The 13,363-nt window shown below is 34.5% G+C and carries 12 protein-coding genes; 3 read left to right on the top strand and 9 right to left on the bottom strand.

Annotation, left to right across the window (positions count from 1 at the left end; translation table 11 throughout):
* Positions 1-59: 59 nt before the first annotated feature.
* Positions 60-752, bottom strand: a complete 693-nt coding sequence (locus L1276_RS04945) for a DUF421 domain-containing protein (RefSeq protein ID WP_253785922.1) — start codon at positions 750-752, stop codon at positions 60-62.
* 148 nt (positions 753-900) lie between these two features.
* Entirely contained in the window at positions 901-1,872 is a 972-nt protein-coding gene (locus L1276_RS04940) for a D-alanine--D-alanine ligase (RefSeq protein ID WP_132990301.1), read from the bottom strand.
* 232 nt (positions 1,873-2,104) lie between these two features.
* On the opposite strand from L1276_RS04940, the gene L1276_RS04935 reads away from it, so the two are divergent.
* Together L1276_RS04935 and L1276_RS04930 are read left to right on the top strand one after the other, a co-directional pair.
* A complete protein-coding gene (locus tag L1276_RS04935) occupies positions 2,105-2,725 on the top strand; it encodes a PASTA domain-containing protein (protein WP_253785921.1) in 621 nt (206 codons plus the stop codon).
* The gene (locus L1276_RS04930) at positions 2,715-3,761 is read left to right on the top strand and encodes an RluA family pseudouridine synthase (protein WP_253785920.1); all 1,047 of its coding nucleotides are present in this window, start codon (positions 2,715-2,717) and stop codon (positions 3,759-3,761) included. Before L1276_RS04935 ends, L1276_RS04930 begins: the two co-directional genes overlap by 11 nt.
* Before the next feature lie 138 nt (positions 3,762-3,899).
* Here L1276_RS04930 and L1276_RS04925 read toward each other — a convergent pair whose 3' ends face one another.
* The 7 genes from L1276_RS04925 to L1276_RS04895 form a co-directional block, all read right to left on the bottom strand.
* Positions 3,900-4,511, bottom strand: a complete 612-nt coding sequence (locus L1276_RS04925; RefSeq protein WP_253785919.1) for a hypothetical protein — start codon at positions 4,509-4,511, stop codon at positions 3,900-3,902.
* Between the two features lie 5 nt (positions 4,512-4,516).
* Positions 4,517-5,788 (bottom strand): ATP-binding cassette domain-containing protein, encoded by a 1,272-nt coding sequence (locus L1276_RS04920; protein WP_253785918.1) that lies wholly within the window; start codon positions 5,786-5,788, stop codon positions 4,517-4,519.
* Positions 5,789-5,857: 69 nt separating this feature from the next.
* Complete coding sequence (locus tag L1276_RS04915; protein ID WP_253785917.1) at positions 5,858-6,706, bottom strand: sulfurtransferase; 849 nt, start codon at positions 6,704-6,706, stop codon at positions 5,858-5,860.
* A gap of 17 nt (positions 6,707-6,723) precedes the next feature.
* Positions 6,724-7,113, bottom strand: coding sequence for a DUF1398 domain-containing protein (locus L1276_RS04910; RefSeq protein WP_253785916.1), 390 nt, complete (start codon positions 7,111-7,113; stop codon positions 6,724-6,726).
* A 118-nt stretch (positions 7,114-7,231) separates the two neighbouring features.
* Positions 7,232-8,224 (bottom strand): alpha/beta fold hydrolase, encoded by a 993-nt coding sequence (locus L1276_RS04905; RefSeq protein ID WP_253785915.1) that lies wholly within the window; start codon positions 8,222-8,224, stop codon positions 7,232-7,234.
* Positions 8,225-8,328: 104 nt separating this feature from the next.
* Positions 8,329-9,171 (bottom strand): maleylpyruvate isomerase N-terminal domain-containing protein, encoded by an 843-nt coding sequence (locus tag L1276_RS04900; protein ID WP_253785914.1) that lies wholly within the window; start codon positions 9,169-9,171, stop codon positions 8,329-8,331.
* Between the two features lie 5 nt (positions 9,172-9,176).
* Positions 9,177-10,013: a mechanosensitive ion channel family protein gene (locus L1276_RS04895; protein ID WP_253785913.1), complete on the bottom strand. Its 837-nt coding sequence runs from the start codon at positions 10,011-10,013 to the stop codon at positions 9,177-9,179.
* A 325-nt stretch (positions 10,014-10,338) separates the two neighbouring features.
* Here L1276_RS04895 and L1276_RS04890 point away from each other — a divergent pair, with 325 nt between their 5' ends.
* Positions 10,339-13,338, top strand: a complete 3,000-nt coding sequence (locus L1276_RS04890; RefSeq protein ID WP_253785912.1) for a LamG-like jellyroll fold domain-containing protein — start codon at positions 10,339-10,341, stop codon at positions 13,336-13,338.
* Positions 13,339-13,363 lie beyond the last annotated feature (25 nt).

Here is a 13,363-nt window from a genome sequence, read left to right as displayed (position 1 = left end):
TTTTATCAGGATTGTGCTGCATCTTATTTTTTGGAATTTGGAATTTCTTTTTTTTGATTTTAGGTTATCCTAAGTGTTTTTATTGCCGGAACCCATTCGTCTTTTTTACAGATTTCACAGTTTGAAACTCCTTTTTTTAATTCCTCGGTATGACCGCAGAAAGTACAGGCATAAATTCCATCTGTAGAAATTGTTTTACTTTTTTGGTGAAAGAGTAAGGGTAAAATAGGAAGTCCGTGTTTTACCTCTTTATCTTCGTAGAAAAAGACACTTATTTCGCCGCTTGTTTCAATAAAAGCATGTTTTACCTGTCCTAAATGTTCAATTGATTTTATTCTTAATTCAGAGAAAAATTCATCCTGGGCTAAAGTTTCTTTTTTAAAAGTAGAGATTGAAAATTTCCCGTCATTTATAAGACATTCGGTTTTTCCTTCTATAAATTCTTCGAATTTTTTACTTTTTCCGGTAAGCCACGTAACAAGGCGGTACAAAATAATAATTACAGTAAAAACAATAATAGCAGGAACAATCCCCACATCTTCATAAAACATAGGATCGCCGGCTGCAGAACCTAAGGCGATTATGATTACGGTTTCGAAAATTGATAATTGTTTTACCCCTCGTTTTCCTGCTAACTTTAGCGTTAACAGTAAAATAGTAAACATAACTGTTGAACGAAAGATCACTTCGAAAATAAAGATTTCCGGCAGTTCATTAAAAAGGACTCTGTTCCATTCGAAGATTTCGTTCATTTTTTTAAGATGCTAAGGTTCTGAGATTCTAGGTTATTAAGTTTTGAGATATTATTGAGAAGGACTTCGATTTCGCGAGTCTGACAATATTGTGTTTAAAAATAAGGTTCTGAAATGTTATAATCTCAGAACCTTAGTATCTTAGCGGCTATGCCAAAGCTAACTCAATTGCATTTGTAAACAAATCTTCCAGAGAGATCCCGGCTGCTTTTGCTTGCTGCGGAATCAAACTTTCTGTTGTTAAACCCGGAATAGTGTTCATTTCGAGCATATAGGGTTCGTTGTTTACGATGATGAATTCGCTTCTTGAGAATCCTTTCATTTTTAAAACTTCGTAAGCACGTTTTGCAGTTTCTCCTACTTTTTGAGTTAATTCGTCGGAGATTCTTGCAGGTGTGATTTCTTGTGATTTTCCTTCGTATTTTGCTTCATAATCAAAGAAATCATTGTCAGAAACAATTTCTGTAATTGGTAAAACTTTAATTTCGCCTTTGTAATTGATTACGCCAACAGAAACTTCAGTTCCGTCAAGGAAACTTTCTATGATGATTTCGTTATCTTCTTTATACGCTACTTCAATTGCGATTGGCAATTCTGCTTCGGTTTTTACTTTTGAGATCCCAAAACTAGAACCCGCTTTGTTTGGTTTTACGAAACATGGCAAGCCCACTTTTTTAACAATTTCGGCAGTATTGATTTCGTCGCCTTTGTTTAAATAATAAGAAATAGCCGTTTTGATTCCGTAAGGTTTTAAAACCGATAATAAATCTCTTTTATTGAAGGTAAGAGCCGATTGGTAATAATCGCAAGAAGATTGCGGTAATCCAATTAATTCAAAATAAGCCTGCATTAATCCATCTTCACCCGGAGTTCCGTGAATGGCATTGAAAACGCAGTCGAAAGTAATTTTTTCGCCGTTTACCGTTACAGAGAAATCGTTTCTGTCAATTGGAAATTCGGCGTCGTTTGCGTCTACATAAACCCATTTTTCTTTGAAAATATGAATTCGGAATCCATTGTATTTTGTTTTGTCAAGATATTGGTACACAACGTTTCCGCTGATAAGTGAAATTTTATATTCGCTTGAATATCCGCCCATGATGATGGCAATGTTTTTCATTGACTTTTTGTTTATTTGTTTAATCGTTAATTTGTTTATTTTTTGCTGCTAATTACACAAATTGTCACGAATTGTTTTTTTTCAATCGGTTTAGATCTGTGTGATCTGTGTGCCAATTACATTCAGCGCTGTCTAAGCTTGCGTTAATGAAAAAGACTTTCCTGTTTTAAACAAAATTATCATTTTTTTTGAAATGAAATACTTTATCTTTGCGACAACTAAAAATAAATTTATGAGTTTACGTAAGTATTTAACCAGCCGTGTGTTTTTTTTACAAGTATTAGGTGCGGCTGCTATTATTGCGATTTTGGGTTATTTGTTTATGCATTGGTTGACTTTTACAACTGATCACGGACATGAAATTGCGGTTCCGAATTTAGCCAGACTAACTGAAGAACAAGTTGAAGCAAAACTGGATGAACTGGATTTAGATTATGTGCTTTTGGATAGTGTTGATTACCGAAGTGAATTTCCGAAATATAGTGTTGTTGAGCAGGATCCGCTGCCGGGAACTAAAGTGAAAGTAGGAAGAAAAATATACATTAAAATTAATTCATCTGGATTCTCATCTGTTAAAATTCCTGATTTAATTGAAAAAACATATCGTGAAGCGGTTCCTACTTTAAAAGCTTTAGGACTTGAGGCAGGAACAATTACTTATATCCCAAATCTTGGAAAAGATATGGTTTTGGAAATGCGTTACAAAGGGAGAAATTTAAAAGTAGGAGACCGTGTATTGAAAGCGTCTAAAATTGATTTGGTTTTAGGTGACGGAAAAGCGAGTTATGTAGATGATAGTCAGGCAACAGATAGTACGGCAGTGCCTGCAGAAACCCCACAAGATGAACAATAATATTGAAGAAAATTTAGATCTGGAAGACGAATTATTCGAACATTACAGATTTGAAGTCCCTAAAGGTCAGGCGTTTTTACGTATTGACAAATATTTAATGAATTTGATTCAGAATGCTACGCGTAATAAAATTCAGAACGCAGCCAATGACGGAAACATTTTTGTAAATGATATTCCGGTAAAGTCAAATTATAAAGTAAAACCTTTTGATGTAATAACGGTTATGTTATCGCATCCGCCATACGAAAATCATATTCTGCCGGAAGATCTTCCAATTAATATTGTGTATGAAGATGAAGCCTTTTTGTTAATCAATAAAGAGCCGGGAATGGTGGTGCATCCGGGACACGGAAACTATACGGGAACTCTTGTAAATGCTTTGGCGCATCATTTTGATAATCTGCCAATGAACAGCAGTGAACGTCCTGGTTTGGTTCATAGAATTGATAAAGATACTTCAGGACTTTTGGTTGTTGCCAAAACAGAAGCGGCAATGACGCATTTGGCCAAGCAGTTTGAAGCTAAAACAACGGAAAGAGAATATATTGCACTTGTTTGGGGAAATGTTGCTGCAGAAAGCGGTACTATTGAAGGAAATCTTGCAAGACATTTAAAAGACCGTATGCAAATGGCGGTTTTTGCTGATCCAGAAATTGGAAAGCCGGCAATTACACATTATAAAGTTTTGGAACGTTTTGGTTATGTAACTCTGATTTCCTGCAAATTAGAAACTGGAAGAACACATCAGATTCGTGCGCATATGAAACATATTGGGCATCCTTTATTTAATGATGAACGTTACGGCGGACATTTGATTTTGAAAGGAACTACGTTTACAAAATACAAACAATTTATAGAGAATTGTTTTAAAGCATTGCCACGTCAGGCGCTTCATGCTAAAACACTTGGATTTGTTCATCCTAATACGGGCGAAATGATGCGTTTTGATACAGAACTACCTCAGGATTTTCAGGATTGTATTGAAAAATGGCGCACATATGTAAAGTCTCATAATGTTGAAGATGATGAAGCTTAATTAGATAATTTGTCAATTAGAAAATTAGATAATTCTTAAAAACAAAAAAGCTCCCAATCGGGAGCTTTTTTGTTTTTAACCATTAAGTTAATTGCGTACTGCTTAATTAACAACTTAATATCTGAATGGTAAAATATTTTACAAAGTTTTAATGTTCAAATCAATTATTTTCACTTCGCCGTTTGTAAGGAAACCTAGTTTTCCTTTTTGACTTAAATTACTTTTTTCAAGCGAACATTCTAATGTTGTTTTATTATCAACAGAAAAGAGTAACTGGTTGTTTTGCACTTTAATTTTTACAGCATACCATTTGTTATTTTCTAATTTCATTGACTTGGTAAATACACTTTTTCCGCCACGTTTACCGTATTCGTCACTGTTTTTGTTGTAAACCCCTTTTCCAATCACAATATTTTGATCAATTTGATATAGGTAAGTTCTGATGTAATCTACTTTATCAAAGTTCAGCATGACTTCGAATAAAGATTCTTTGGTCATATTAACTTTAAAATTGATCTCATAATCTTTAGGAAGTTGTTTTTTTGACATGGCAACGCCCCAATGATTGTTGCCTCCTGTACCGATTAAAGTATCGTTTTTCAGAATCCATTCGTTTGCATTGATGCTCCAGTTTGATTTTAATTCTGAAGTATTAGAAAGGTTATATTCTTTCTTTAGGGTTGAAATTGTGCCGGAACATGAAAACAGTAAAAACTGCAGGATCAATATTCCAATTATTTTAAGTTTCATTGTGTTTAGTTTAATTCTGAATGGTATTTTATGTTGCCAATTGATCCCGTTGACGCTGGTAAAAGTTCAAAAACGGAAGTAGGAGCAAGGCCGGATTCTATTCTGTGCGAAACGTATAATATCGTGACGTTTGTTTGCTGTTTTATGGTGTTGATGAGCTGAATTACCAAATTGACATTTTCATCGTCTAAACCTTCTACAGGTTCGTCCAAAATTAATAATGGCGGATGTTTTAAAACCGCACGCACAATAAGCGCAACTCTTTGCTGGCCGACAGAAAGATCAATAAAGCGTTTTTTTCTTAAATGCGTCATTTCGATCACTTCCAGCCATTGTGTAACGATTTGTTTTTGATGTGTTGTAGGTTCGATATAAAGTCCAATTGAATCGAAAAAGCCCGAAAGAATCATTTCTTCTAAAGTATGCCCTTTTTGGAATAAATCCGTCATCGAAGCAGCGAAAATTCCAATTTGTTTTTTGATGTCCCAAACACTTTCTCCAGTTCCTTTTTTTCTTCCAAATAAAAATAAATCCTGACCAAATCCTTTTGGATTATCACCTGTAATTAAAGATAAAATGGTGCTTTTTCCAGAGCCATTTGGACCAATTAACTGCCAGAATTCACCTTGCTTTATAGTCCAGGAAATGTTGTCGAGAATTTTTCTTTCATCATAACTAACTGAAACGTTTTCAAGTTTTATTAATACACTTTCGTGGAAGGAATGTGGTTCAATCGCTTTAGGAATTGCCGATGTATTTAAGGTTTTAAAATGATTTTCGGTTTTTGAAATGGGATACAATTCGAATGTATTGTCTTTAATTTGAACTTTATTCGGCACAAATTCCAAAACATCAACGGTACGGTTCAAAAGCTGAATAATGGCAATATCGTTGGTTAAATCTTTTAAAGAATCAGCCAGAATTACTCTTGAAGCCTGATCTAAGTGATCAAACGGATTATCAAAAATAATAAAATCCGGTTTTTGATTAATGCAGTATTTTAAAAATTCTTTTTTGCGTTCTCCAGATGAAAAAGTGCGCAGCTGTCTGTGAGATTCAGGAGAAGCTTCTACGCTGTCATATTGATATTCTTTTTCAATGAATTTTTCGATTGCGATATCAGAGAATAAAATTCCTTTTTGGTTATTAAAAACGGCTAATTCCCCTTTTGCTTCGCCGTTGAGTATGTTGTCTATAAAAGCTTTTTTGTTTACCTGATTAGATAAAAGTATATCCCAGTGCTGCATTTTTGTATTATTAAAAATTTCTTTTGCCACAGATTAAAAAAATTACACAAGTTGAATTATTTTTAATCCTTAATCTGCGGCAAAAAAATAAAGTTTATTCTAGTTTTTTGTTGCCATTTCGCGGTCATTTCTGGACCATTCACTCCAGGAACCTACATAAAGTTTCGGGATTTCTATTCCCGCATAATCCATTGCCAGAAGCGTATGACAGGCCGTAACGCCGGAACCGCAATGTACAATTATATTTTCGGATGTTTTATTATTTAAAACTTCAGCATATTTTTTGGATAAAACTTCAGGAGATTTGAAAAGTCCATTTTCATCCAGATTTTCGCTAAACGGAACATTTACAGCCCCTGGAATATGTCCGGCGATTAAATCCAAAGGTTCTGTAAGTCCGTCAAATCGATTTTTATCTCTTACATCGATTACGATATTATCGCTGTTATTTCGAACTTTTTCTACTTCTTCAATATCGGCAGTTTTTAATTTCCATTCTGAAATGGGATATTTTTCTGTTGATTCAAAAGTTTCGATTTCAGAACTAATAGGAAAACCTGCTTTTACCGCTTCTTGCAGACCTCCATTTAAAACCTGAACGTTTTTATGCCCAACAGCTCTCAGCATCCACCAAAATCGTGAAGCAGCGTTTGAACCGTTTTTGTCATCGTAAATTACAATTTGAGAGGAAGGTGAAATTCCAAGTTTAGAAAGTACATCAGAAAATTTAGAAAAAGAAGGCAGGGGATGTCTTCCGCCATTTTCCGGATCATCAACAGCCGCTAAATCTTTATTTAAATCAACATAGCGAGCACCTTTTAAATGTTCGGTTTTATAATTTTCTTCAGCATTAATTCCTGCTCTGGCATCGATTAGTATAAATGCTGACGAATTATTCAATTTTATTAATTCGTCAGCGTTTAGTATTGGAGACACTTTATGATACATTGTCTGGGAATTTTAAATTAATCAGGAATTTTCTCGATTAAGATTTCGTTTCCGGCTGTATCAAAATAGGTACAGGTCATTTCGATAATATCAACTCTCCATTTTGCAATACCGCATTGTCCAGCATGATTACAAAAGGTTAGATAATCTGTTTCGCCGTGCTGATGTTTTACAAGAAATTCAATAAAAAGTTCTTTATTTACTGTTACAGCAACTGAAATTGGATCATATTTCTCGTCAGATGTAACCGTGTAATTATTTACGCCATAGTATTCAACATGCCCGTCATTCACGAAAGTGTCGTAACCTTTTACGCCTAAAATAATTAAATCTTGTATATAATTTGGAAAATCGGCACCGCTTTTTACTTTAGAATGGGCTTCTTTAATTTGATCGATAGTAAACATAAATATTTAGTTTTTTAGGTTAGAAGTTTGCTGATAATACGAATCCACACTAATTTTTTATTTAGGCAGATGAAAATTAATTCGTGAAAATTACTGTCATTCGAGGCAAACAAAAAAATTATTGTTTCAAAAATACGATTAATGGTTTTATAAATTGATCGAAAGATTCAATATGCGGTAAATGCCCCGTATTTGGTACTTCAACCAATTTTGAATTCGGAATTGCTTTTTGAGTTTTTTTTCCCAATTCAGCATAATTTCCCATTGTTTTTCTAATTTCTTCAGAAACTAAAGGCTTTCCAATTGCGGTTTTATCTCTTGTTCCGATGATTAAAAGTGTTGGACTTTTGATGTTTTTAAATTCGTATAAAACAGGCTGTGTAAAAATCATATCATACATCAAAGCCGAATTCCAGGCTGCTTTACTATAATCTGGAGCTGTAGTCCAGCCGGCTCCAAGTTCGGCCCATTTTTGGTAATCGGCATTCCATTTTCCATCATAATAATTGGACATTTGGTACTTTTTGATGCCTTCGTAATTTTGCTTTAACTCAGATTCGTACCACCAGTCTACGGGTTTGTATGGAACTACAAGTTTCCAGTCTTCTAAACCAATTGGATTTTCGAGAACTAATTTTTCGGCTGTTTCAGGATACATCAGTGTAAATCTTGTGGCTAACATTCCACCCATAGAATGCCCTAAAATGGTAGTTTTCGTAATGCCTAAATGATCAAGTAGTTTTTTAGTATTTTCTGCAAACTGCTGAAATGTATATTGAAAATTATCCGGTTTAGATGATTTCCCAAAACCTATTTGGTCTGGAACAATAACACGAAAACCTTCTTTTGTAAGCGCATTTATTGTTGTTTCCCAATACGCACCGTTGAAATTTTTTCCGTGAAGCAGTACAATATTTTTATTGTTGTAATTATCGGGTTTAATATCCATATACGCCATTTTTAAGTTTTGACGCTGTATGTTCAATTCTAAAAACTGAACCGGAAATGGATAATCATAATTCGTTAAATTGATATCTAACTGCCTAATTTTTTCTCCCTGCGAAAAGCAGAAAAGAGGTAATAACAGTATGAGGAGTTTTATAGTTTTCATTTAAATTCAGGTTTAATTAAGGATTATAAATTTAACGCTATGCATTTTGAAAAGCAAAGATTAAAGTCTTAAAGTTATCAGAAAAAAAATGAAAACCGTTACATTTATGCCATAACAGAAACAATATTTAGTGCGATTTCTGAAAGTGCGGCATCACCAATAATCTGCACTTTTTCTTTTGCCTGTTCCGGTTTCATTCCTTTTGAAAACAAAAGCCACGCATCATTTGGATCAATTTTTAAAACTGCATTTGCTTTACTATCAAAAGAATCAATAAATTTCCAGTTTTCCTCTTGTTTAATGATATTCCATTGTCCGCCAATTTCTGTATTAACGATTAAAGTTACAATGGTTCCATTTTCTGCTTTTGTTTTTTTATAAGCATTCGGCAGCGCCTGCATAAAAGTATGAATGAACGGGTAAAATAATTCCTTGGTTAAAAGTGCCTGTTTGCCAACAGCATCTCTAATTTGCTGCTGATGCAGAAATTTCTCTGTATATTCTCTCGCAATATGAAACCAGTTTAAAGAGACTTCTTCGCCCGCCCAAGCAACTGAAAATACTGCATTTTCAAAAGGTTGTAAGGTTCGTAAATGCTCATAATATTCTTTTCCGGTGCTTTCCAGTAAATTGGTAATTACATTTGGACTCAATCTTTTTGCCGCATTTGTCCAGTTCATATTAAGCTGATTCAAAAAATCAACTAAATCTGTGTATGAATTGATGTTTTCTGGTTTTTCTCCAAAATAACAATCTCTGGAAATTGACAATCCTCTTAAATTTCCATCCAATAAATGAGAAGCAATATCTTTTACCAGCCATTTTTTTGCTACGGTCTGGGTATGCCATTCTTCTTCCGTCAATGATTTTAAAAGATCAATAAGAAGTTTGTCTAAAATAGGGAAGAGGTGCAAAGTTTCAATAGGTTTGATTTCTGTGGCTTTCATTTCAACTATTTTTTTAATGTAATCACTCTTTGCGGATAGGGAATGTCAATTCCTGTTTCATCAAAGCGTTTCTTGATGCTTTGCAGTAAATCGCAGTACATAACAAAACCATCTGTAGAATTTTTTGCCCATGCCCATGCTTTCAGAGTTACGCTCGAATCAGCTAAAGCCACAACTCTGGCAATAACTAAAGGAGTGTTTGCTTTTTTATTTTCGGCAGTTCTGGTGTCAATAAAAAGCGCATGTGTGGCAATTTCATCTTGCATTATTTCCAGCGCTTTTTCAACATTAGATTCGTAACCAATTCCTATTTCGATTATTTTACAGCATTTGGTGTCGTGCATATTGGTATTAACAATGATTTGAGCACTAATTACGGAGTTCGGAATTATGATTCGATTATTTTCGGCATCTTTTAAAACGACTTGTCTCAGGTTGATATCTTCTACAGTACCTACAAAATTGTTGATCGTGATTTTGTCGTTGATTCTAAAAGGTTTAAAAATTACCAGAAAAATACCGCTCACAATATTACTTAAAGCCTGTTGCGAAGCGAGACCCGCAACTAACGAAATAACTCCGGCACCGGCTAAAAAAGAATGACCAATAATTTTAAACTCAGGAATTTGAATTAAGGCAAAAGCAAAACCCAGAATATAGATTACAGTTATAATTAAATGTTTTAAAAACTTGAAACCCGTTGCATCATATTCTTTATTACTTAGTTTTCGGTACAAAAAATAGCGTAACACTTTGTCTGTTACGGCTCCCAGAATAATCGTTGTAAGGGCTATTATAAAAATAATAATGCCTATTCTAAAGTCTTTTGCAAAGTCGAACATATCTTTTTAATATTTAAATTGATGCTGAACAAAGTTATTGTTATTAAAGATAATACTACTTGCCAAAGTAACAATTTTAAGAGTATTCAAGATGCTGTATTTGAAATTATTTATAAACTTTATTGTGTTAAAAATATGATTTAAATTTAAAAAAGCATCTGTGAGCTTCAGTTACATTATTTGAATTTAAATGAAATTTCTATTTCTATTTTAAAAATGTAAAATATTGATAATTAGTGTTGTAAAACAGGATTGAGCAGGACGCTCTCATTTTGGCTAATGGCTAATTTGGTTATAACTATTTAACCATTATAACCAAACCATTATGAGAAAAACTACCTTAAATTTTAAGCTTTTGCTTAAAATTTTTATGAATTGTTTGTTGATTGTATCTGCTGGAAATGTAAAAGCCCAGACTCTTGCATTTCCTGAAGCAACAGGTTTCGGCCGATTTACAACCGGAGCGCGCGGTTCTGCAAATCCGCAGATTTATTTAGTAACCAATTTAAATGACAACGGACCGGGTTCATTTCGCGATGCTGTAAGTCAGGAAGGAAGATTTGTTATTTTTAAAGTGGGCGGAATCGTTAATCTTCAGACTCAGGTTGTGGTTGCCACTAATACCACAATTGCAGGACAAACGGCAACAGGTGAAGGAATTGTATTTTTAGGGCCAAGAGTTACGTTTACGGGAGCAAATAATACAATTGCCCGATATCTTCGAATTCGTTACGGCGGAACGGCTCAAAACCAAGATGCATCTGGATTGGCAAACGGTGCAAACATAATTTTTGACCATATGACTTTTACCTGGGGAACTGATGAAGTTTTTTCGATTAACTGGGATAATAAAGGTGTGAGTCCGGATAATATTACGATTCAAAATTCGATCATAGGGCAGGGACTGCATCGTCATAATCATTCGGCAGGAGGATTGATTCAGCCTTCCGGCGGAAAAATAAGTCTGATTGGCAATTTATACATCTGTAATAAAACCCGAAATAATAAAATTAAAGGCATTAACGAGTTTGTAAACAACGTCGTATATAATTGGGGAAATTACGGAAATACCTACGGACATACAGAATCCGGAGATGCGTATATTATGGGTGGAGATTCTGCCGGAAGTTCTGATGTAAATATTATCAATAATTATTTCATTGGCGGACCTAATACGAGCAATTCGGTTTCTACACCTTTTAATCGCGGGAATGATAATTTCTCTTTGTACGGATCCGGTAATTATTTTGATAATAACAAAGACGGATTACTGAACGGAACCCTGGTTCCGGCCGATTTAACGGGATATCCAACCGGAAATGCATCAACAATTCTTTCTACCCCGTATGATTATCCAATGAAAAATACCACTTTAACGGCTCAGGATGCTTACAATAAAATTGTTTCGAGTGTTGGAGCATCTTATCCAAGAAGAGATCAGGTTGATCATTTAATGATTTCAGATTTGATGTCTAAAGGAACAAACGCAGCGTATGTGTATGTGCAGACTGATTTAACAACGCAATTTGGTTTTACAAATGGAGGTGCAGGGCATGTTTACGGTGCTCCGTCACCTTTGGATTCTGATAATGACGGAATGCCCGATGTATGGGAAGAGGCGAACGGATTAGATAAAAATAACAGTGCCGATGCTTTGGCTGTAAGTACATTACATTCGCCGTATTTTAATATTGAAGTTTATATTAATGGTTTGACGAATGTAACACCGCCAGATTTTATTATTCCGCCTTCCAATGTTAATTTTACTAATGTGGTTTCGACTGAAATTCCACCGTTAAGTTCGTTTACTGTAAATTGGAATGATAATGCAGGAAACGAAACAAATTATGTTTTGGAACGTTCTTTAAATGGAACTGATTTTACCGTTTTAAACACTTTAGGAGCTAATTCAACGAGTTATAATGAAACCAATTTAGTTCCGAATACACAGTATTTTTATCGTGTAAAAGCAACGAATGCTGCAGAATCATCGGTATATACACAAATTGTTTCTGTAACTACGCCGCCAATTCCTTCGGCACCAGCCAAAATAACCAATCCAACACCAATAAATGCTGTTTCTAATGTAGAATTGACAAACGGTAATTTGACTTTAAAATGGAGCGGAAGTTCTAATGCTACAACATATTCTGTTTATTTTGGAACCAATGCTTTAAACCTGAATAAGTTAACAGATATAGCATATTCCGCTAGTCCGTCGTATCAGGTTACAGGTTTAAATTCGGCAGTAAATTATTATTGGAGGGTTGATGCGGTAAATGCTAAAGGAACAACAACAGGCGATGTCTGGAGTTTTAGTGCCTTAACGCCAAGTCTTGTTGGTCATTGGCCGTTTAAAGAAACGGCGCTTCAGGGAGAAGAAATTGCCGATATTTCGAGTTATTCCAATCATGGAGTTTTAGATCCCGCATTTGATAATGCTAATGTAAGAGTGGCAGGAAAAGCTAATAATGCGATTGATTTTTCGACTTCTGCCAATAACAAATCAATGGTAAATATTCCGAATCAGGATTATTTATTGTTTGATAAAAATTCGTTTACGGTTTCGTTTTGGATGAAAGCAGCGCCGGCTTTGCTGCCGAGTTCTTCTGCCGTGAGTATTTATGTTTTGTGCAAAGGTTCTTTTACTAAAAATACGACAACCGGAGCAACGGGAAGAAGATATAATATTGAGATTAAAGGCGGACTTTTGCGTTTTGCAATTGATGATGATAAAACGAAAAAGGAAGTAACTACGGCAGCAGGTAAATATTTTACTGACGAATGGGTAAATGTGGTGATAATGAGAGATATTCCGGCGCATAAAATCAGGATTTATACTAATGGTGTTTTTTCTGCCGAATTAGATGAAACAGCTGTAACCGGAATCTCTGAAGAAACGGATCTGATTATTGGAAATATTGGTGAAATTGAATTAACATCTGGAACTGCGCCAGCACCTTACAAAGGGCAGTTTGATGAATTACAGATTTTTAATTATCCTTTAAATGCGACAGAAGTTGCTGCTTTGTTTACGCAGGATTTTTTAAGTACGGATAAATTTAATCAGGGAAAAAGTATGGTAAAAGTGTATCCAAATCCCGTCAAAGATCAAATATTTATTACTGTTCCAGATCACACATTTGTTGCTGCAACGGCATTGTTAAGTGATATTACAGGAAAAACAATCATTAAAGAAAAAATCATTTCTGACGAAAATGGGGTTTTTACTTTGAATGTTGGAAATAAAAAAATAACCGGACTTTATATTTTGAATATTTCGGGAGAAAATTTCAGCAGTAATTTTAAAGTTTTAGCCGAATAAAGGAGATAAAAAAATCCAAAAACAT

This window comes from Flavobacterium sp. HSC-32F16, assembly GCF_024171645.1.
In the GTDB taxonomy this organism is placed as follows: Bacteria; Bacteroidota; Bacteroidia; order Flavobacteriales; family Flavobacteriaceae; genus Flavobacterium.
This window is presented reverse-complemented; position numbering and strand designations above follow the sequence as displayed.

Coding starts and splice junctions, on each gene's coding strand:
- L1276_RS04900 (WP_253785914.1), bottom strand. CDS start 9,171: ATGAAAGCCACAGAAATCAAACCTATTGAAACTTTGCACCTCTTCCCT.
- L1276_RS04890 (WP_253785912.1), top strand. CDS start 10,339: ATGAGAAAAACTACCTTAAATTTTAAGCTTTTGCTTAAAATTTTTATG.
- L1276_RS04935 (WP_253785921.1), top strand. CDS start 2,105: ATGAGTTTACGTAAGTATTTAACCAGCCGTGTGTTTTTTTTACAAGTA.
- L1276_RS04895 (WP_253785913.1), bottom strand. CDS start 10,013: ATGTTCGACTTTGCAAAAGACTTTAGAATAGGCATTATTATTTTTATA.
- L1276_RS04945 (WP_253785922.1), bottom strand. CDS start 752: ATGAACGAAATCTTCGAATGGAACAGAGTCCTTTTTAATGAACTGCCG.
- L1276_RS04925 (WP_253785919.1), bottom strand. CDS start 4,511: ATGAAACTTAAAATAATTGGAATATTGATCCTGCAGTTTTTACTGTTT.
- L1276_RS04910 (WP_253785916.1), bottom strand. CDS start 7,113: ATGTTTACTATCGATCAAATTAAAGAAGCCCATTCTAAAGTAAAAAGC.
- L1276_RS04940 (WP_132990301.1), bottom strand. CDS start 1,872: ATGAAAAACATTGCCATCATCATGGGCGGATATTCAAGCGAATATAAA.
- L1276_RS04930 (WP_253785920.1), top strand. CDS start 2,715: ATGAACAATAATATTGAAGAAAATTTAGATCTGGAAGACGAATTATTC.
- L1276_RS04915 (WP_253785917.1), bottom strand. CDS start 6,706: ATGTATCATAAAGTGTCTCCAATACTAAACGCTGACGAATTAATAAAA.
- L1276_RS04905 (WP_253785915.1), bottom strand. CDS start 8,224: ATGAAAACTATAAAACTCCTCATACTGTTATTACCTCTTTTCTGCTTT.